This window comes from Chondromyces apiculatus DSM 436, from assembly GCF_000601485.1.
Taxonomy (GTDB): domain Bacteria; phylum Myxococcota_A; class Polyangia; order Polyangiales; family Polyangiaceae; genus Chondromyces; species Chondromyces apiculatus.
On record NZ_ASRX01000013.1, the window covers coordinates 143,836 to 164,453 of the forward strand.

8 protein-coding genes are annotated in these 20,618 nt (G+C 72.2%); 4 read left to right on the forward strand and 4 right to left on the reverse strand.

What is annotated here, in order from left to right:
* Nucleotides 1-120 precede the first annotated feature (120 nt).
* Complete coding sequence (locus CAP_RS09525; protein ID WP_044238806.1) at nucleotides 121-2,127, reverse strand: HTH domain-containing protein; 2,007 nt, start codon at nucleotides 2,125-2,127, stop codon at nucleotides 121-123.
* A gap of 323 nt (nucleotides 2,128-2,450) precedes the next feature.
* On the opposite strand from CAP_RS09525, the gene CAP_RS09530 reads away from it, so the two are divergent.
* Nucleotides 2,451-2,858: a hypothetical protein gene (locus tag CAP_RS09530; protein ID WP_231511256.1), complete on the forward strand. Its 408-nt coding sequence runs from the start codon at nucleotides 2,451-2,453 to the stop codon at nucleotides 2,856-2,858.
* 4 nt (nucleotides 2,859-2,862) lie between these two features.
* Here the strand turns inward: CAP_RS09530 and alaS are convergent, their stop codons facing one another.
* From alaS to CAP_RS09545, 3 genes are all read right to left on the reverse strand, one after another.
* Complete coding sequence (gene alaS, locus CAP_RS09535) at nucleotides 2,863-5,631, reverse strand: alanine--tRNA ligase (RefSeq protein WP_044238808.1); 2,769 nt, start codon at nucleotides 5,629-5,631, stop codon at nucleotides 2,863-2,865.
* 121 nt (nucleotides 5,632-5,752) lie between these two features.
* On the reverse strand, nucleotides 5,753-6,571 hold the full coding sequence (locus CAP_RS09540; protein WP_044238811.1) for a HEAT repeat domain-containing protein: 819 nt from the start codon (nucleotides 6,569-6,571) through the stop codon (nucleotides 5,753-5,755).
* Between the two features lie 58 nt (nucleotides 6,572-6,629).
* Nucleotides 6,630-8,498, reverse strand: coding sequence for a TIGR04551 family protein (locus tag CAP_RS09545; RefSeq protein WP_231511258.1), 1,869 nt, complete (start codon nucleotides 8,496-8,498; stop codon nucleotides 6,630-6,632).
* 984 nt (nucleotides 8,499-9,482) lie between these two features.
* Between CAP_RS09545 and CAP_RS44115 the strand changes: the two genes are divergently transcribed.
* From CAP_RS44115 to CAP_RS09560, 3 genes are all read left to right on the forward strand, one after another.
* Nucleotides 9,483-11,513: an OmpA family protein gene (locus CAP_RS44115; protein ID WP_052374621.1), complete on the forward strand. Its 2,031-nt coding sequence runs from the start codon at nucleotides 9,483-9,485 to the stop codon at nucleotides 11,511-11,513.
* A gap of 199 nt (nucleotides 11,514-11,712) precedes the next feature.
* Complete coding sequence (locus CAP_RS09555) at nucleotides 11,713-16,302, forward strand: VIT domain-containing protein (RefSeq protein WP_044238817.1); 4,590 nt, start codon at nucleotides 11,713-11,715, stop codon at nucleotides 16,300-16,302.
* Nucleotides 16,299-20,576, forward strand: a complete 4,278-nt coding sequence (locus CAP_RS09560) for a VWA domain-containing protein (RefSeq protein ID WP_044238820.1) — start codon at nucleotides 16,299-16,301, stop codon at nucleotides 20,574-20,576. Before CAP_RS09555 ends, CAP_RS09560 begins: the two co-directional genes overlap by 4 nt.
* Nucleotides 20,577-20,618: the final 42 nt, after the last annotated feature.

Sequence of the window (20,618 nt, forward strand, 5' to 3'; positions counted from 1 at the left end):
GAAGCAGATGGGCAGGGCGAGGACGCTGACGGGCACGTTGTGGTTCGCGATGGACGTCCCAGATGAGCGTCCCCGATGGGTGTCCTCGATGGGCGTCCCCGATGGGCGGGTAGGTGCAGCTCAGGAAGCGCGGAGGGCTTCGAGCAGATCGACGTCGGGGATGGCGATCGGCAGGCGGGCTCGCACGACGGCGACGTCGTTCTCCTCGCAGAGGCGCGCGATGGCGACGCCGTCGTAGAGGGCGATCGGGGCGGTGCCCGGAGCGGCGGCCTCCTCGCGGGCGCCCGAGAGGGTCTGGCCCGCGGTGAGGAGCCAGCCCGCGATGGCGGAGCCGTAATGGTGGAGGGCGCCACGCAGCTCGGTGACCTTCTCGCGGCCGATCTCGCGGCCGTCGCGCCGGATGATGAGGGCGATGCGCATCTCGTCGCCGCCGAGGGGGCGGAGGACGCCGGAGAAGTGGGCCTCGCTCCCGGGAGCACCAGCGCGACGGATCGCGCGGATCTGGCTCACGCCCACGCGCTCCAGGGCGAGGAGGCAAACCTCCACGAAGGCGTGGCCGGGGAGCTCGGAGAGCTTGCGGATGAAGGCCCGACGCGCGGCTTCGCGGTAGCGCTCGACGGCGGCGATGGCCTCCTGCTCGAGCCGCACGAGCTCGCCGGAGAGGACCCAGTCGGTGAGGGCGATGCGGCCCGCGGTGAAGCGGAAGCGAGGCCGGTTGCCGGCAGCGGTGCGACGCGCGTTGTCCGCGCGCACGGCCGCGGCGATCTGGGACTGAATGAGCTGGGCGTCTCCCTGGAGCTTGCCGCGGCGCTGCGCGATCTCCGCGATCTGCCGCAGCGAGACGGCACCAGCGTTGCGGTCGAACGTTCCGAGGAGCGACGCCACGGCTTCCGCGAGGTCGCGGCCTGCAAGGTCGTCGAGGGCGTGGCCATCACCACCGGTCAGCTCGATGACCTGGGGGCGGAAGGCGGGTTCCATCGTCACCGCAGACTCACGGCCGCTGTTGCGACCCTCGAAGCCACGGCCTTCGCCGCGGCTCTCGAAGCCACGGCCTTCGCTACCACGACCCTCGAAGCCACGGCCTTCGCTACCACGACCCTCGAAGCTCCGAGCTTCGAAGCCGCGCCCTTCGCCGCGCCCTTCGCCGCGCCCTTCGCCGCGCCCTTCGCCGCGTCCCTCGGAGCTACGGCCCTCGCCGCGTCCCTCGGAGCTACGGCCCTCGCCGGGGCCACGGCCCTCGCTGGAGCGTGCTTCCGTCGGGCGCGCCTCGACGGGGGTCGCCGTGTACGCCGGCAGGCCACCGCCATTGCCCGCAGGTCCCGCCTCGACACCGCTGCGACCGCGGCGGCGGCGGCGACGACGACGACGACCCTCTCCCTGCTCCCCGCCCGCGGCGCCCCGATCGTCGCCGCCGAGGATGGGCTGATCGTCGTCGTCTTCCTCGTCGAAGATCTCCGCTGCGCCCGCGACCGCCTCGGCGCGCATCGCGTCGTCCGGGCCCGGGGGCTCGGCGTCCTCGTCTTCCTCGCTGTAGGAGAGCGACGAGCGCGAGGGAGAGGGCGCCGGCACGGCAGCGGCACGGTGCGCGCTGGGCCTGTCGGCGGGGAGGCCTTCCTCGGCCTTGTCGCCGACATCTGCCTGGTCAGCCTCATCGGCGCTGGATGCGACGAGCACCTCGTCGGTCTCGTCGTCAGCGGGGACCGCCGGGTGTCCCTCGGCCTCGACGGCCTCGACGGCTTCGACAGCCTCGTCGGCCTCGTCGGCCTCTTCCGGCTCGCTCTCCAGTTCCGCGTCGCCGCTCACTTCCGGCTCTGCGTCCACGTCGCTGAGGGGCTTCGAGGCCTCCTCGACCTTCCCAGCCTTCTTGCCCTTCTTCTCCAGCCCCGTCCGGATGGTCCGCTCGTCCCAGTCCCGGAGGGCGAAGACGCCCGGCTTGACGCGAACCAGAGGATTGTCGGGTGATTCTTTCTTCAGCATCGCCGCGAGGCGCGCCCCCATGGTCACCTCGGGGCTCTTGCCCACGTGGCTGAGGAGGTTCTTCTCGATCGCGATGTCGGTGATCTCTTTGTAGTGAAGCGGTCTTCCGACAAGGCGAAGAACCTCGGCGGCTGCATCCGTGAATGTCATCTATCTTCGTCCCTTGAGCGCTCCGAATGACGGTGCGCTCCTCGGTGCCCCCCGCGCGGCCACTCCGCCCGTAGCTGACGGGCCAAGGCCCATGCCAGAACGGAACTCGCGGGATTTCCCCACCGCAGCCGGGAAGCGCACAGTCGCTCCCACTCGGCCGAACGCGCGGACCTATGCCGGCTCCTAACACGCTCATCCTACCCCGTCAATGAAAGTGGGTGGCCAAGGTGTGAGGGGAAGGGTCTGAGCTGCGCGGTGCAGACGAATCGTGCAGGCGGCAGACGCAGGAGGCGCGGGAGACGCAGAGACGATACGCTGGGTGGGTGGAGCTCTCGCGGCTCTTCGATGAGCTCACCCGAACGGCCGCACGGACGGGCATCAAGGTGCGCATGGAGCACTTCGACCCGAACCTGTCCGACATGCGCAGGCCACGGGGGGGGCTGTGCACGCTGCGGGGTCGGCAGGTGATCCTCGTGGACGCGGGCGCTGCGCTGCCCGATCGGATCGCCACCGTGGCCGCGGCGCTGTCGCAGGTGGACCTGGAGGCGTTGTTCTTGCCCCCCATCGTGCGCGCGACGATCGGGGCGCACGCGGTACAGGGGAGCGCGGCGCGGAGGCAGGCTGCAGCGGCCCCGAGGGCACCACAGCCGTTGCCCCCGGTGCGCGCTCGCCACCGTGGGGACGACGATGGGCAGGAGGGCGGACGGGGAGGCCGAGAGGGGCCAGGCTGACCCCTCAGCCCAGGGCGCGCTCGAACTCCGCGTAGGCCGCGGCGATGGCGGCGTCGAGCTGACCCACCTCCGTGCCACCTGCCTGCGCCATGTCGGGGCGCCCGCCACCGGAGCCACCGACGAGCTTCGCCACGGGGCGGATGATCTCGCCAGCCTTGAGGCGGTCGGTGGCCGCCTTGGAGACCATCAGCGCGAGCTGTGCCTTGTCGCCGACCACCGAGCCCAGGAGCACCGCGGACCGCTCGCCGAGCTTGTCGCGGAGCTTCTCGGCGATCTCCCGGAGGGCAGCGCCGCTCGTGCCGTCGGCCACCCGCCGCGCGAGCACCTTGGTGCCTCCGATGTCCCGGGCGCCTTCCAGGAGGCCGTCGATGCCGCCGCCACTCCCCTGCCCCGGGCCGCCACCTTCGGCGAGCCGGCGCTCGAGATCGGAGACCTTCTTCTCGAGCTCACGCTCGTGCGCGACGAGCTTCTCGATCTTGGTGGCGAGATCGCCGCCCGTCGCTCTGGCTGCCTGGCGCGCGCGGCCGATGTCTCCTTCGAGCTTGCGCACGTGGGTGAGCGCATTCAGGCCCGTCTCCGCGAAGAGGCGCCTCACGCCCGCGGCGACGCCGGCCTCACCGACGATCTTGAAGAGGCCGATGTCGCCGAGGGCCTTCGCGTGCGTCCCTCCGCACAGCTCCACGACCTCGGACGACATGGAGAGCATGCGCACGGTGTCGCCGTACTTCTCCTCGAAGATGGCCATGGCGCCGCGCTTCTTCGCCTCGTCCATGGAGAGCACCTCGGTCTGCACCGTCTCGTTGGTGAGGATCTTGGCGTTCACCAGGTCCTCGATCTGCTCGATCTCCTTCGCCGTGACCGGCTTGTTGTGGGCGAAGTCGAAGCGCAGCGTATCGGGGCCGACGCGCGATCCCTTCTGCTGGGCGTGCTCACCGAGCACCTTGCGGAGTGCCCAGTGCAGCACGTGGGTGGCGGAGTGGTTGCGCCGCGTGGCGGTGCGGGCCGCGTGGTCCACCTCGAGGTGCACCTTCTGGCCGACCTCGATGGCGCCTTCGCGCACCACGCCCTCGTGCACGACCAGGCCCAAGAGCGGCTTCTGGGTGTCCTTCACCTCGACGCGGAGACCCGCTGCCGAGATCTTGCCGGCGTCGCCCACCTGTCCGCCGCTCTCGGCGTAGAAGGGCGTCCGGGAGACCACGATCTCCACGCGCGTGCCCGCCTCGGCGCGCTGGACGAGCGTGCGCTTGGGACGCGCTCTCGTGCGGTCGGGCTGGCCTTCGGCGTGGTCGAGCTGTCCTTCCACCTGGATGAGGGCCACGACCTCGCTGTCACCGGCCTCCTCCTCGTACCCCGTGAAGACCACGGGCTCCTTCAAGAGGGCGCGCGCCTCGCGGAAGGCGGGGTCGAGGGCGGCTTCCGGGTTGATTGGCCCCTCGACGCCCTCGGCGCCGTGAATGATCGCCTCGGCGCCGGCGACGTCGACGCCGAACTTCTGCTCGGCGCTGATGACCTCGGTCAGGTCGAGCGGGAAGCCATAGGTGGTGTACAGGTCGGCGGCGGCCTCGGCCGGGAGCGTCGTCTTGCCCTGGCTGCGCATCTCGCCGAAGCGGTCGTCGAGGATCTTCATGCCTCGCTTGAGGGTGGCGCGGAACCGCACCTCCTCGTCCTCGGTGACGCGGGCGATGAGCTCGCGGCGGTCCTTGAGCTCGGGATAGACGTCGCCCATCCGGCGCACCACCTCCAGCGCCACCTCGTGGAGGAAGGGGCGCTCGATGCCCAGGCGATGGCCGTGGCGGATGGCGCGGCGCATCACCCGGCGGAGCACGTACTCGCGCTTCTGGCGCTCGGGCATCACGCCCTCGGCGATGAGGAAGGCAGAGGTGCGGGCGTGATCGGCGATGACCCGCATCGAGACGTCGTCGGCGGAGGTGGAGCCCGTGTAGCGCTTGCCGCTGAGCTCCGCGGCCCTGTCCACGAGGCCCCGGAGCAGGTCGGTGTCGTAGTTCGAGGTCACCCCCTGGAGCACGCTGGCGATGCGTTCGAGGCCCATGCCGGTGTCCACGCTCGCGGCCGGGAGGGGGACGACGGGGCCGTCCTTCTCGGCGCGGTCGTACTGCATGAACACGTTGTTCCAGATCTCGGTCCACCCGCTCCCGTCGATGCGCGGCTCCTCGCCGAAGCGCGAGGGGTCGGGCTCGCCGCCGTGGAAGTAGTGGATCTCGGAGCACGGGCCGCAGGGCCCGGTGTCCCCCATGGTCCAGAAGTTGTCCGCGAGGCCGAGGGCGCGGATGCGGTCCTCGCCGAAGCCGGTCACCTTGCGCCAGATGGCAGCCGCCTCGTCGTCCTTCGGGAAGCCTCCCTCACCGTTGTAGACGGTGACAATCAGCCGCGAGGGGGAGACGCCGTAGACCTTGGTCAGCAGATCCCAGGCATAGACGATGGCCTCTTCCTTGAAGTAATCGCCGAAGCTGAAGTTCCCCAGCATCTCGAAGAACGTCTGGTGCCGGGCGGTGACGCCGACGTTCTCGAGATCGTTGTGCTTGCCGCTGATGCGGATGCATTTCTGGCTGGAGGCTGCGCGCGTGTAGGGCCGCCGGTCCTTGCCGGTGAACACGTCCTTGAACTGCACCATCCCCGCGTTCACGAACATCAGGGTGGGGTCGTTCTGGGGAACGAGCGGCGCGCTGGGGACGACCTCGTGGCCACGCTGGGCGAAGAAGTCCAGGAACGTACGGCGGATCTGGGCCGAGTCGTTGGGCTGAGAAGGTGACATAAGGGCACGGCGGTCTAGCACGTCCCCGGTCCGCGAAGAACCGCGGCGCGCTGGTGGGTACGGCTGACGGGTACGGCTGACGGATGCGCTGGCGAGCTGCGCCCGCCAGCCGCGCAGCTCCCTACCGCTTGCTCAGACCTGCGGCGGACTCCAGCGCGGAGGTCGCTCCCCGGAAGGCGCTCTCGACAGCGCCCGACACGGCGTCGCGCTGGAGCTGGGCGATCTGCGCAGGACCACGGACCGAGCGGGCTTCTGCAAGCGCTCGGGCCGATCCGCTCAGAGATCCCTTGAGCGCTTGCTCCGGCTGCTTGCGGAGCAGGAACTCCACCTTGGCCGCGTAGGAGACGTCGCCGCCCTGTTGCCCGTTCGCGAGGTGGGTGATGGCAGCGTCGAGGGTGATCGAAGGCAGCTTGCGGCTCTGGCCCGCAGCCACGGGATCCACCCCTTCGGAGAGGACCTCCACGCCCGGGATGAGGGCAGCCTTCGCGCGGGTCTCGCCGCGGAGGATGTCGTTCACACCCGCGTCCTTCACGCCCGAGCGGTTCTCGACCTTGCCGAGGGAGACCAGGAACCGCACGGGGGCCTTGCTGGCGAGGCGCTGGACGGTGGCGTCGAGCTGGGTGCGGACGTTGACGACCTCTTCCTTGCTCAGCGCGGCCCGGAGGGCGGGGAGCGAGGCTTGCTCGCCCCGGGTGCCAAGAGCCGCGGCAGCGGCAGCGCGCACCGAAGGGTCCTTGTCCTGGAGGGCTTTCTCGAGAGCGGGGCGCGCTCCGGGGTTCGTCGCTTTGCCGAGCACGAGCGCTGCAGCGACCCGCTGCCGGCTGTCGGTCGCCGTCGCGAGGTCCTTGAGAGCGCCCGTGTTGTCCTGCGCCGTGGTCTGGGCGATGGGGCCGAGCAGCGTCGCAACCAAGGTGACGGCGGTGAGCAGGCGGCGGAGCATCGGCAGGCCCTCCCAGGACACCGGCCGCAGTGGCGACGGGTGTGCCGGCGTCAGAAGATCAGAAGAGGATACCGAGGTACCAGCGCACCGTCTGCGCCGTCGACGTATCGAGATCGGTGGATCCCGTGATCTGCCCGTAATTGGAGACCTGCCCCGGCAGATAGCCGAGGCCTCCGAGCGGAAACATCACACCGTACTGCATCATGGTGTAGAAGCCACCCATCTGGTTCGGGTCGTCGTTGAGCGCCCCGTCGCGCGCCTGATAGTAGAGCGTCGCGTTCAGCTCGATGCCGAGATCCCGCGCGTGTCCCGGGGTCTGCGCGAACTCCGCCGCGCGGCTCCAGATGGCCGCCGCGCCGCCGCCGAGGCGCTGGCCGTTCTTGTCGCGGGCGAAATCGTACTCGACCGAGGGGCGGAAGTAGTACGCCCCCTGGACCCTCTGCAGGATGTTGCGCCAGAGGATCAGATCCACGCGGTAATCGGGGTGGAAGCTGAAGGTGGAGTAGGTCCGGTCTGCGGTGAGCTGCGGCTGGATCCCGCCGCCTTGCCGCGACGAGAAGCCGGCGACGTCGTCGTCACCGCTGGCGTAGCCGAAGTTGAACTGCACGCGCAGCCGGTCCTCGAAGGCGCGGAGCTCTGCCTGGGTGGTGATGCCGAACTGGCGGATGCCCCAGCCGTTGTCGTCCTGGACCAGGAGGTTCTCGTAGTCCGAGCCCGAGACGGCCGTGTTCTCCATGGAGCCCAGCACCGCCGCGGCCTCGGCCTCGAAGCGGAACTTCTTGTAGAGGAACTGGAACCAGAGATCCGGGATGAACATCTCGACGCCCCGGCGCGTCCACCCGTCCCGGAGCTGGGCGGGGGTCTGGCCGAGCGAAGCTCCGGCGGCGGCGTCAGGCGTGGTGCTGATGTCGTTGGCGATGGTCTGGTTGCGGTAGGTGAAGTGCACGCCGCCGTTCAGCACCATGTTGCCGCGCGCCAGCTCGAGCTTCTGCAGCTCGGGGTTCTTGCGGCGCACCGCGGTGAAGACGAACTGGTCGACGTCGTCCTCTGCAGAGAGGTCGTAGGCCTGGCCCTGCTGCTGGTAGGGCGAGGCGCTGATCGCCCCCTCGTTGGCGAAGTCCCACGCCGCCGAGAAGTAGATGTCGTACTTCTTGATGCCGGTGACGAGCATCAGGCGATCGACGGTGGTCTGCCAGTCGGAGTCGTGGCCGTCGCCGCTGTTCCAGAGCATGCCGAGGCCCCAGTGCTGGGGCATGCGCCCGAAGCGGAGCAGGCCGACCGGCGTGAGGTACTCGCCCCAGACCCGCTTCACCATCACCGAGTCCGAGAGGGAATTGACTCCGGAGACGGGCGCCCACTGGGTGTTCGCGAAGGCCCCCGCGGGCGAGTAGCCGCCGCGTGCCACCACCTGGTATCCGGCCCCGGCGGGGCGGTTCGCGTAGCCCTCGGGCGTGGAGCCGAGGACGATGTTGTCGAGCAGATCGATCTGCGACAGCACGCGCACGTTGTCGCTGATGTGCAGCTCGGGGTTGAGCCTGAAGCGCATGTTCGCGCCGGAGTGGGTGTTGTTCTCGCAAGGCTCCTGGTTCGCCACGAGCGGATCGTCCCCGCACAGCCTCACGGCGTGCGGGATGCCGTTCACGTCGACGTACGAGGTGTCGGGCGGCTGCTCCCAGAGGAGGGCGGAGCCAGGGGCCTCGCGTCGACCGAGCGCAAACTGGTGGAACAGCTCCGCGCGCACCCGGAAGAGCCCGTGAACCTCGAACGTGGGGCGCGCATGCGACCACCAGTCCTCGGCATAGACGTCGCTGGGGCGCGCCCCGATGTCGGGAGAGCCAGCCTTGCGGGTCGTCGCGACGGGCGCCGTGGCCACGGCTGCCGGTGTGGCCACGGGCTGACCCCGCGGCGCGGCAGGTTGCGAGGGCATGAGCGGCACATCCTCTTCACCTCCCGGCTCGGCGAGATCGCCAGGCTGGGGCGGGGGGGCCGCCGGTGCCGCATCACCGGGAGCCGGTGCGGCCTGGCCGGGGGCCGGCTGTCCAGGCGCGGCCTGAGCAGGGGCGGGCTGCCCGGGCGCGGCTTGAGCAGGGGCGGGCTGCCCGGGCGCGGCCTGGCCGGGTGCGGTCTGGCCGGGCGCGGCTTGAGCAGCCGGGGGCTGCGCTGGCGCGGCTTGACCAGGCGCGGCTTGAGCAGGCGCGGCCCGAGCGGGGGTAGGCTGCGGGGGCGGAGCGGGTCGAGGTTGAGCAGACGCGCTCACGGCAGCGAGCGACAGCGCGGAGGCGAGACCCAGGCCAAGGGCGGAGAGGCTCGATCTGCACGACATTCCCGGAAACCGCGACGAGAGACGCATCGGGGGGGCGGTGTCTCACGCCCGGCCTGTGTGGTCAAGGCGCCGCTCGGCCCACCCTCGGCCTACCCGGCAGCCATGGCCCCCGGCGAGCCCGGCGCCCCACAAGCAGGCAACGCCCCCACATGGCCTGACGTGCGGAGCGCGAGAGACGAGGCGGGCCTGGCTTCGAGTGCCTGACCCCATGGGGCGGCCTCCCTGTGGACCTCATGCTGCCGGCGAGGGGCCTGCAGGAATGGGCGGGGCGGGGAAGCGAAGTAAGGAGAGAGGAGGGCGACCGATTCAGCGGCTGTCTCGGTCGCCCTGGGAGGGAGCCACGCGGCGTACTCGCCCAGGAAGGACGGAGGAGATGCGCCCGCCATATCCCGGCAGGCCGCGCGAAGGCCGCATCGTCGAAGGAGCGCCGACGAGAGCGCTTGGAAATGACCCACAGATCCGGGAAGATTCCAGATTACGCTGCGCCGGATACTGTGCCCGCTCACGTGACACGCCTCCGTCGACCAGCGCCCCAGGTATGGCCGCCGTGTGGGAGTGAAGAATGACGATCGTGATCAAAGAGGATCGATGAAGACGCTGAGAGCGCTGTCTCTGCTGTCGGTCGTGTCCGCCGTGGTGCACCTCATCCCCGATGTTTCATTCGCGCAACCAGCGGCCGAGGGGGAGTTTTCGGTCCAGCGGTTCGAGCCCGCGCCGGGATCCAAGAACTACCTGAGCGTCGAAGGCGCGCGCATGGAAGCCGCGGTCGGGTGGTCCGCAGGCGTGATGTTCGACTACGCCAACCGCCCTTTCGTGGTGCGGAGCTGCATCTCCGAGGAGGAGTGCTCCCAGCCGAACCCCGCGACGGAAGACGTGGCGGTGGTCTCCGACATGTTCACGTGGAACCTGATGGGCTCGGTGACCCCTCTCAAGTTCCTGCAGATCGGTCTCCGTGTGCCGCTCGCCTACGTGAACGGCTCGGGCTTCAACCCGGAGACGGGGACGGCCGCACAGGATGGCCTCGGCGCGTTCGCGGTCGGTGATCCCACACTCGAAGGCAAGGTGCGGGTCTATGGACAGCCGCAAGACCCGGTGGTGATCGGTGCCGCGCTCGACCTGAGCGCGCCGCTCGGCCGACTCACCGCGGAGAACAGCTACGTCGGCAACTCCGCCCCGGTCCGGATCGGCGTGCGCGCGATCTTCGACGGCGCAGCGGGGCCGCTGAGCTTCGGCGCCAACGTGCGGGCCGTCATCCTGCCCGCCACGCAGCGGCTCGGCACCACGGAGATCGGCCCGGTCGAGCTGCGGTACGGCGTGGGTCTCGGCTACAAGGTGAGCGAGGTGTTCCGCGTGATCGCCGAGGGCTACGGCGCGACGGGCTTCAAGTTCTCGAACTCGGGCCAGACGGGGACGAACTCGCTGGAGGTCGATGGCGCCATCCAGGTGCAGCCGCTCAGCATGGGCCTGGTGCTCACCGCAGGCGGTGGAGCCGGGATCCTCCAGGGGGTGGGCGTGCCGGCGTTCCGCGCGCTCGGTGGCATCGCGTTCGTGAGCGAGCCGGGCGACGAGGACGGCGACGGGATCGACGACAAGAACGACGACTGCCCCTCGCAGCCCGAGGACAAGGATGGGTTCGAGGACGACGACGGGTGTCCCGAGGACGACAACGATCGCGACGGGATCCCGGACGTGAGCGACAAGTGCCCGCTCCAGGCGGAGGTCATCAACGGCCTCGCCGACACGGATGGCTGCCCTGACGACGTGCCGGACCGCGACAAGGACGGCATCCCCGACGAGAACGACAAGTGCCCCGACCAGGCCGGCAAGGTGCGGACCAAGGAGTTCCACGGCTGCCCGGACAAGGACGAGGACGGCGTCCCCGATCCGGTCGACAAGTGCCCCGACGCGCCGGAGGACACGGACGGCTTCGACGACACCGATGGCTGCCCAGATCCGGACAACGATCAGGACGGCATCCCCGACGAGCAGGACGAGTGCATCGACCAGCCCGAGGTGAAGAACGGGTTCAAGGACGAGGACGGGTGCCCCGACGAGACGCCCGATCGCGACAAGGACGGCATCGCGGACGACAAGGATCAGTGCCCGGACAAGCCGGAGAACTTCAACGGGATCCAGGACGAGGACGGGTGCCCCGATCGCGGCCCGAGCCTGGTTCAGATCGGCGCGGACGACATCAAGATCCTGCAGCGGGTCGAGTTCAAGCCGAACAGCGACGCCATCCAGGGCAACACGAGCTTCACGGTGCTCGATGCGGTGGTGAGCGTGCTGAAGGTGCACCCCGAGATCTTCAAGCTCGAGGTGGCGGGCCACACCGACGACGTGGGTGGCGCTGACCTGAACCGGACCCTCTCCCAGAATCGGGCCCAGGCCGTGGTCACGTACCTGGTGAGCAAGGGGATCGACGCCGGTCGGCTGGTGGCCAAGGGCTACGGGCCGGACAAGCCGATTGCCGACAACAAGACCAACGGCGGGCGGCAGAAGAACCGGCGCGTGGAGTTCAACATCCTGAAGTCGCCGACGAAGACCCCGGAGGCGGGTGACCTCGCGCCTGCGGCCACGCCCGCCCCCGCACCCGTGGCAGCGCCGCCCGGCGGCTGATCCCCGCCACTCTCCCTGCAGGGCTCCTCCCCTGCTGGAGTCCCTTCCGTAAGCACCACCCCCCACGCGGCGGCCTCCGCATCTCGCCGGACCAGGAACCCCCGGGCAGTCCACGCTGTCTTGCCGGATCTTGGTAGCCTCTCCGCGGGGGGAGAACTTCTTCCCTCCGTCCTCGTCTTGCACGCGCGGAGGATTTTCGATGCCGTCGACCCGTGCCTGCGTGCGCTCTGCGCGCGCCGTGGCCGTCATGCTTCTCGTGCTCGCGGCCATTGCCGTCGGGTGCAGCCCTGGAGAGCGACCGCTCCTTCCCAAGACCCAGACGTGGGCCGAGCTCCGGACGGTGCGCCGCGGCGTCACCGTCCAGATGCCCGACGAAGCGCCACGCGCCCCCTACCCGCGAGAGCGGCTGGTGGACGGCGAGAAGATCCACGTCGCGGACGAGGGGCTCGCGTGGCTCCGTCGTGACGGAGGCGCCACGCTCCTCGTGCGCGGCCCGGCGGACCTCACCTTGCGCGCCGACGGCGTGACCCTCGACAAGGGGCGTGCCTTCATCGACACGCCAGCCGGCACGGTCGAGCGCATCGTCACTCCCTCCGGGCCGCTGCAGCTCGCCCACGTGCGCGCGAGCATCGACGTCGGTCAGGTCTCGGCGTCCGGCGGGAGCCCCGGCGGAAAGCAGGCCGATGCGACCGAGATCTACGTGCTCGCCGGCGAGGTCAGGACGCAAGGCGGAGGGGCCGCGCGGGCCACCGCAGGCGAGCGGCTCACCCTGCGCGGCAAGGCCCCCGACGCCAAGGCGGAGACGGCGGCGGCGCTCATCTGGGACGACTGGACGGGTGGGCTCGCCACCACCGATCGCGCTGCCGAGCCAGCACCGTATGGCGTCGGGACGGTGGGCGCGCGTCCACCCTCGGAGCAAGGCGCGCCCCGCTTCCCGCTCGCGATCCAGCGCCTCGAAGTGCGGGTCACCATCGACGGGGACTTCGCGGTCACCGAGGTCGACGAGATCTTCTTCAACCCCAGCTCGCAGACCGTGGAGGGCGTGTACCGCTTCCGGACCCCCGAGCACGCCACGCTTCACCGCTTCGGCGTCGACCGCGACGGCGTGACTGTGTGGGGCCGCGTCAAGGAGAAGCAAGCTGCCGCCGCGCAGTACCAGGCCAACGTGTACGCCGGCTCCAAGGAAGACCCGGCCCTGCTCGAATGGGACGCGCCTGGCGTGTACCGCGCGCGGCTCTACCCGATCGGGCCTGGCGAGTCGCGGCGGGTGGTGGTGCGCTACGCGGAGTGGCTGGGCCGCACCGGCGCCAAGGGCGAGCGGCGGATGTACGTGTACCCCATGGCCGCCGAGGGCGCGGAGGGGTCCTTGCCGGTCATCGAGGAGCTCGTCGCCCGCATCGATCTCTCCCGCGCAGGCGCCAAGGAGATCCGGGTGGGGATGCAGGGCTCACGCGAGCAGGACACCCTGGTGGTGCGGGCGCAGGACCTGACGCCGCGCGCGGATCTCGCGGTGGAGCTCTTCGATGAGGGCGCCGCCTCTCCGGACGGTGTGAGCGCGCGCCACACGGTCGATCTCCCGACGCTGCCCCCCGAGGAGCGCGCCGAGGCCCAGCGCCGCGTCCACGGCGAGGCCGACTACGTGCTCGTCCCCGTGCGCGCCTCGGACGTGCGCGTCCCGGAGGGAGGGATCGATCTCGCGGTGGTGCTCGACGCCTCCGCCGCGACGGACACGGGCTCGCTGGCGATCGGGCGCGCCGCCGTGGCTGCGCTCCTCGCGCACCTCGGCAAGGACGATCGCATGGCCCTCTGGGCGGGCGACTCGGCGCTCCGGCCTGTCGCAGGAGGCGGACTCGCGTCCGTGTCCCCGGAGCGCCGCCAGGAGCTCCTCTCCGCGCTCTCCTCGGTGGAGCGCGGCGGCGCCACCGATCTCGGCGCCATGCTCGCCGCAGCGGCGGCCTCCCTCGATCCGACGCGCCGCGGCGCGGTGATCTACATCGGTGACGGCAACCCGACGGTCGGTGAGCGCACCTTGCCGGATCTGCGCGAGCGCCTCGCCAAGTTGCCCCGCCCGGCCCGCATCTTCAGCCTCGGCGTGGGTGACGGGGCGGACATGGCCATCCTCCAGGGGCTCGCCCGCGGCGCGTTCGCCGAGCGGGTCGGCGACGCCAGCGCTGCAGCGCGCGGAGCGCTCCGCCTCCTGGAGCACGCCGAGCGGCCCGCGTGGCTCGGGGTGCGGGTGGACCTGGGGCCCGAGGTGGAGCGCGTCTTCCCGAGGGATCTCGGCGCGCTCGTCACCGACGAAGGCGCGGTGGTCGTGGGGCGGCTCTCGGGGCGCAAGGCCCCGAGCAAGATCACCCTCACGGGCGTGGACGGCGAGACGAGGACGATGCCCCTCAAGATCAAGGCTACCGAGGACCAGGGCGATCTGCGCCGGCGCTGGGCAGAGGGCCGGCTCGCCCAGCTCCTCGACGAGGGGGTGGGTCGCGCGGCGCTGGTCGATCTGGGCTCCCGCTACGGGATCATCACCCCGGTCACCTCGCTCTACGTGCCCACGCGCAACGAGATGACCGCGAGCGAGCAGAACGAGTTCGCGCTGCGTCGCGCGCAGGAAGCCGCCAAGGAGAAGCCGAAGAAGAACGCCGGCTGGCTCGCCAGGAGCAAGGACGACACCGCCACGGCGTCCGCCGAGGCCATGCCGAGCAGCGCCGACAACCTGGAGGGTGGGACGGGGACCCGGGCCAAGGGTGAGGCCATGGAGGAAGCGCCTGCCGCGCAGGCAGCCCCGGTCGCCGTCGCTCCCCCCGCCGAGCCCGCCGCGCCCGTCGCTGCTGCGCCGTCGGCGATGGCCAGCGCGCCCACGGCGACGCTCGCCGCACCCTCCCCCGCGCCGCCTCGCCCCGCTACCCGAGGTGGAGGAGCGGCGTTCATGCCTCCGGGCACGGGGTCGACATCATCGGGCAGCGCCGAAAAGGCTGCAGACATCCCGTCCCATCCCGCAGATCCCCTGGCCCAGCCGGAGCAGAAACCCGCGCCCGACCAGGCCAACATGGTGGCGCAGACCTTCGGCACGCTCGGGGCGCTCGACGAGACGAGGGCTGACGGAGACACGAGCGGTGGCGATTTCTCGGCACGCGGGAACATGTGGGGCTCGGAGATCGGAGACGGCTTCGGCTCCGGCTCCGGCCTCGGCCTCAGCGGCGTCGGAGAAGGAGGGGGAGGCCGAGGAGAAGGTATCGGCCTTGGAAGCATCGGCGGCATCGGCCACGGCAGCAGCAGCGGCAGGCTCGGTGGCCCCGGCGGCTCCAAGGCCGGAGAGGTGGCCAAGCAGCGCCGCAGCGTCCTGGATCTCGAAGTCAGCAGCAACATGGCCACCAGGCCTCAGATCAAGCTCACGATCGACGGACTCCCGCACGTCGCGATCCGGTGCAGCGCCGCTGCCACGGCGCCCCTCGAAGAGCGCGCCGGGCTGTGGCGCGAGCGCCTCGGCCGCGTGGCGGGGAGCGCGCACGCGGTAGCTTCCGTCTACCGACGCGCGCTCGCCGACTGCGAGGCGCCCACCTTCCGCGAGCGTGCGCGCCTTTTGACGCTGATGCTCGACATGATGCCGAACACCACGGGCCGGGTCTCGCTCTGGCGGGTCATGTTCCGCGACCTCGGCGCCGCGGATCTGCTCTACCGGGGCATCCTGGCGCGGGTGCGTACCCCGGCCGAGATGCGGGAGCTGCACCAGGCCCTGGGCTTGCGCACCATCGATCCGGGGCTGCTCGGCAAGGCGCTCACCGAGGCGAAAACGCCGGCGGCGAAGGTCGCGAAGCTGCGGGAGTTCGTGCAGGTGTGGCCGGACGACTTGGCGCTCGCGCTGCGGCTCCTCGACGCGCTCGAGGACGCGGGCGACGACGCGGGCGCACGGACGCTCGGGCGGACCCTGCGCGCGCGGCCCGACGCAGACGCCCGGGTGCGCACTGCGGTGGGCGAGCTGTACCTGCGCCTCGCGGGGCGCACCAAGGACGAGGCGCAGCGCGCGCTCGACGAGGCCGAGGCGCGGCGCACCTTCGGGGAGATCGTGGAGTTCGCGCCGGACGATCCGGCGGCGCGGCGACACCTCGGCGATCTCCTCAGGGCGCACGGGTGGTACGAGGAAGCGGCGCGGCAGTACGAGACGCTGGCGCGGCTCGCGCCCGACGACCCGAGCGTGTCGCTCCTGCGGGCGGCCGCCTCGCAGGGCATGGGCAAGCTCGAAGAAGCCGTGCGCTGGACGGAGGCGGGTGGCGCCGCGGGAGCGCCCGACGTGGCCGAGAGTCCCGCGCTCACCGCCCGGGCTCTCGCCGCCACCTACCTCGCCTGGGGGCGGCTCGCAGCCCAGGAAGGTGGTCGCAAGGACGAGCGCGACCTGCTCGCCGCGCGGGTGCGGCGGGTGCGCGCCGGGGAGGGCGGTGAACGGGTGCGCGGCACCCGGGCGACGCTGACCTGGGCCCACCCCGACCTGCACCCGACCCTCTGGACGAACGCGCTCGGCGCGCCGATGCCCGCCCCGGAGGGTGACGTGACGCTCGGCATCGCTCAGGCGATCTTGCCCGAGCGCGACCAGCTCACCGTGGAGGTGCGGCTGGAGCCCGATGCCGTGGAGCACGCGGCGAGGCTCGGAGCCGAGGCCGTGCTGACCGTGGTGTTCAACGAGGCGGAAGACGACGAGGTGATCGCGCGGATCCCGGTGCGGTTCACGCGTGACGGCGCTGCCACGCGCCGCTTCACCATCTCGGGACGATCGGTGCAGGAGGTGACGCCGTGAGCCGCAGGCTTCAGGTGACGCGCAGCGAGCGCTACGACGTGGCCGAGTGGGTCGAAGGCCCCTCGCCGCAAGGTGGAGACGACCCGCGCCCTCCGCCCCCGGAACCGTTCTTCTCGGGGCCGCGGCTCTTCGCCATCGTGGCCTCGCTCCTCATCGTGGTCGCCACCGTGGTCCTCATCGGCCGCGCGGGTCGACCTCAACCGGAGGGCCGCCCGCTCGCGCCCACCACGGCCGACCTCTCCGCCGTTCACGCCGGGGTCACCGTCGGTGGCGCCGAGATCCGGCGGCTCACCCGGCTCCACCCGGGCGACGTGATCGAGACCGACGCCGACGGCAGCGCGCGCCTGCGCCTCGACGACGGCACGACCGCCGTGATCGATCGCGACACCCGGCTCACCCTCACGGGCGCCGGCATCGACCTCGCGCGCGGGCGCGTCTTCGTGCAAGGAGCCCCGGGCGGCCGCGCCGAGATCGTCCTCGGCGGCGTCACCGCGCTCCTCTCGGACGCCGATGCCGCCGTGGAGCGAGGGCGCACCGATCCCGCCTCCGCCCGCGTGTATGCCCCGCGCGCCGAGCTGACCCTGCGCTCGGCCAAGGGCGAAGAGCCCCTGCGCTCGGGCGAGACCGCCGTGGTGAGCGGCGAGAAGATCGAGATCGGCCCGGAGCGCGGCTTCGACGACTGGACCGGCGGCCTCTCCGCCCCCTGGGGCGCCCGCGGCGCTCCCCGCCGCGCTGTCGGAGAGCTGTGGGGCCGCCCCGGCGTCGACGGCGAGATCGGCGCCCCCCTCACCCTCCGCGCCCACGACATCCGCGCCACCATCACCGGCGAGCTGGCCGAGACCGAAGCGCGCTCCACCTTCTTCAACGGCGGCAGCGAGGAGGTCATCGGCGACTTCCGCATGGCGCTCCCGCCCGGCGCCATCGTGAGCGGCTTCGCCTCCCTGCGCGGCGAGTACCTCAGCGAGGGCTTCCCGTCGCTCGCGGAGCGGGGGAAGGAGACCCCCGTCGCGCGCTCCGAGATGCTGGAGTGGGCAGGCGACGGCTGGGTGCGCGGCGCCCTCCCGAACATCCAGCCCGGGGCGACGGTCACCGTGATCGTGCGGTACGTCGAGTGGCTCTCCCCGGTGCGCCGCGAGGGCTCGACGACCTCGGTGGTGCAGTACCGCTACCCCCTCGCCGGTGAGGCGACGCCGCCACAGATCGGCGAGTTCTCCGCGCGCATCGACGCCTCTCCCTCGCGCCCTCGCTCCGTCGGCGCCGGCTTTGCGGCCAGCGCGGGCGCCCTGAGCGGCGCCGCCTCGCCCGAGAGCGCCGTCGCCACGAGCAGCCCCATCGTCGAGCTGCGCCGGCCCGACTTCCGGCCCACGGCGGACCTGGTGGTGGAGGTCGAGCTCGCGCCGTGGGAAGCGCCGGCACGCCTCTACGTCGCCTCGGGTGAGCCCGACGACGAGGCTGGCGACACCTTGCTCATACGCACCGAGCTGCCCGAGACGCTCGCCGCCCCCGCGAGCCGCGAGGGCGTCACCCTGGCGCTCCTCCTCGACACCTCGTCCAGCATCGACCCTGCGCTGCTCGACGCCGAGCGCGCGCTCGCCTCCGCCATCGTGGGCGGCATGTCGGCGCGCGACAGGGTGGTCGTGATCGCCGCCGACGCCGACGCGCGCCCGGTCGGCCCTGCAGCCCTCGGCCCCGCCGACCCCGAGAGGCGCAAGGCGATCACCGAGGCCCTCGCCGCGCTCACGCCGGGTGGCGCCACCGATCTCGGCCGCGCCCTCGAAGCGGCGGCCGACGCCCTCCCTGCCGACGCGCCCGCCGCGATGGTCATCTACCTCGGCGACGGCTGGCCCACCGTGGGCGACGACAGCGCCGACGAGATCGCCGCGCGCCTGAGCCGCCGCCCCGGAGGCGCGCCTCGCCTCGGCGCCGTGGCCGTGGGACCGCTCGCGAACCGCGCCGCGCTGGCAGCCCTGACCCACGGCACCGGGCCGCTCCTCGAGATGGCCGACGCCGCCGACGCCCCCGAGGTCTCGGTGGCCCTCCTCGCCGAGGCGCTCCGCCCCGCGGCAGCCGGCGTCGAGATCGACCTCGGCCCCGATGTCGAGCGCGTGTACCCCCGGGTCGCCCGCGCCATCCCCCACGGGGACACCGTCGTCGCCGTGGGCCGCACCCGCGTCGCGCCTCCGCAGCAGATCACCCTGCGCTGGCGCGACGCGGCCGGCGCGCACGAGGAGCGGCGCAACGTCACCCTCCTGCCGGCGCGCCGCGAAGACGACATCCGCCGCCGCTGGGCCGCGGCGCGGGTCGAGGAGATCGCGCTCCGCAACCGGGGCCGCGAGGCAGCGACCGACGTCGCGCTCCGCGCCGGCCTGCTCACCCCGTGGACGGCGCTCGTCACCGGCGGCGGCCCTTCCACCGCCTCGAACGTGCGCACCCACGTCCCCACCCCCCTCCGGTCGCGCATCCTCGACCTCGCCTCCGATCCCGAGGCCGCTGGCCTCTCTGCGGCGCTCGCCACCCCGCGAGGCGCCGCGGGGGCGCTCACCGACGTCCTCGACGCGCTCGACCCCTCGGACACGGACGACGCCGACGCCGGCGACGACACCTACAAGGCGGCCGTCGCGACCGCAGCGCGACGGACCCTCACCGAGGCCAGCAGCGCCGTGCGCGCCTGCCGCGACTCACGCGCGGCCCTGCGCCCCGATCTCTCGGGCAACCTCACCGCGTCCCTCAAGATCGACGGCGAGGGACGCGCCGAGGACATCGCCGTGCGCGGCTCCGGCGCCTCCAACGACGAGGCCCTCCTGCGCTGCGTGGAGGTGGTGATCGCCGGACTCTCGTTCCCCGCGAGCGGCCTGCGCGAGACCATCTCGGTCAACATCGTCCTCTCCCTCCCCGAGCCGCGCGCCACCCTGCGCGGCCGCCGCTGCTCACCCACCTCGACCATCCCCTTGCCCCTCCGGCGCGGGGTCTGGCAGGAGCGGATCACCCGCACCCTCCGCAAGTACCCCGCCTACGAGGGTGCCGCCCAGACCGCGGCCGAGGTCTACCTCACCGCGCGGCAGGCGTGTGAGCTCCCCACCTGGTCCGACCGCCGCGCGCTCCTGGAGCTGATCCTCAACCAGCGCGAGGACGTCGACTACCACGTCGGGACGGCGCGTGAGCTCGACCGCGCCGGCGACGCCGACGCCGCGACCCTCGTCCGGCGCGAGGCCGCGCGCAGGGCGCGGAGCCCCGAAGATCTCCGCAGGCTCCGCGCCGCGCTCATCCGCGACGAGACCTACCCCGCGAAGGCCTTCCAGAAGAGCTACGACGCCGCCCGCGGCGACGACGGCCGCCTCGCCGTGGTGCGTCGCTTCCTGCAGCTCGCGCCCCACGACGCGCGCCTCAGGCTCCGGCTGCTCCGCCTCCTCGAAGCGCTCGGCAAGAAGGACGAACTCACCGAGGAGGTCCGCCGGCTCCGGCGCGATCCCTTCGCCGAGGCCACGCTCCTCGCCGAGGGCGCCTCGGCCCTCCGCCGCGTCGGCCACGAGACCGAGGCGCGCCGCGCCTTCGGTGAGCTCAGCGAGCGCGCTCCCCGCGACCCGTGGGCGCGCGCCTTCCTCGGCGATCGCCTGCGCAACGAGGGCTGGTTCAACGAGGCCACCGCGGCCTACGCCACCCTCGAAGAGCTCGCGCCCGGTGACCCTGCGGCGCTGCTCCGCCTCGGCCTCGCGCACGCTGGCGCCGGGCGCCTCGACGTCGCGCTGCGCATGCTCTCGCGCGTGGCCCAGACCGGCGGACGCACCGGGAACGCCGAACTCGGCGACCTCTCTGGCCGCGTCGCGCAGGTGCTCATCGCCGAGGCGCGCGGCCGCGCCGGGACCCCGCCCGAAGACGGCGCGCGCCTCGCCCGGGCCGCCCTGGAACTCCCCTTCCCGCCCGCGGCCACGCTAGTGCTGGTGCGCGCACCGTCGGGCACCGCGCCCGTGAAGGCCGAACTCCTCCGGGGAACAGGCGCGGCCCGCAAGGAGGAGCCCGCCGATCTCACAGCGCCCACGATCGGCCTCGCCTCGCTGCGCATCGAGCCTGGCGAGACCGCCGAGACCACGGTGCGGCTGCGGCGCGCGAAGGATCTGCCTCCTGCCCCCCCGGTGCGGGTGCGCGTCGACGCCCTGGTCCCCCGCGCCCCCGGCACGGCACCGGGCCTCGTGTCCACCGAGGTGGATCTCCCCGTGAACGGAGACCCGGTGGATCTCCGCTGGACCTCCGAGCGCTGGGAAGCGCCGCGCCCTTGAGCCACAGCCCCTCATGCACACGGCGGGGCCCGGCAGGGCCCT

Excerpts from the sequence above, each read along its gene's own strand:
- CAP_RS09525 (WP_044238806.1), bottom strand. The coding sequence starts at position 2,127 with ATGACATTCACGGATGCAGCCGCCGAGGTTCTTCGCCTTGTCGGAAGA.
- CAP_RS09545 (WP_231511258.1), bottom strand. The coding sequence starts at position 8,498 with ATGCCCTCGCAACCTGCCGCGCCGCGGGGTCAGCCCGTGGCCACACCG.
- CAP_RS09555 (WP_044238817.1), top strand. The coding sequence starts at position 11,713 with ATGCCGTCGACCCGTGCCTGCGTGCGCTCTGCGCGCGCCGTGGCCGTC.
- CAP_RS44115 (WP_052374621.1), top strand. The coding sequence starts at position 9,483 with ATGAAGACGCTGAGAGCGCTGTCTCTGCTGTCGGTCGTGTCCGCCGTG.
- CAP_RS09540 (WP_044238811.1), bottom strand. The coding sequence starts at position 6,571 with ATGCTCCGCCGCCTGCTCACCGCCGTCACCTTGGTTGCGACGCTGCTC.
- alaS (WP_044238808.1), bottom strand. The coding sequence starts at position 5,631 with ATGTCACCTTCTCAGCCCAACGACTCGGCCCAGATCCGCCGTACGTTC.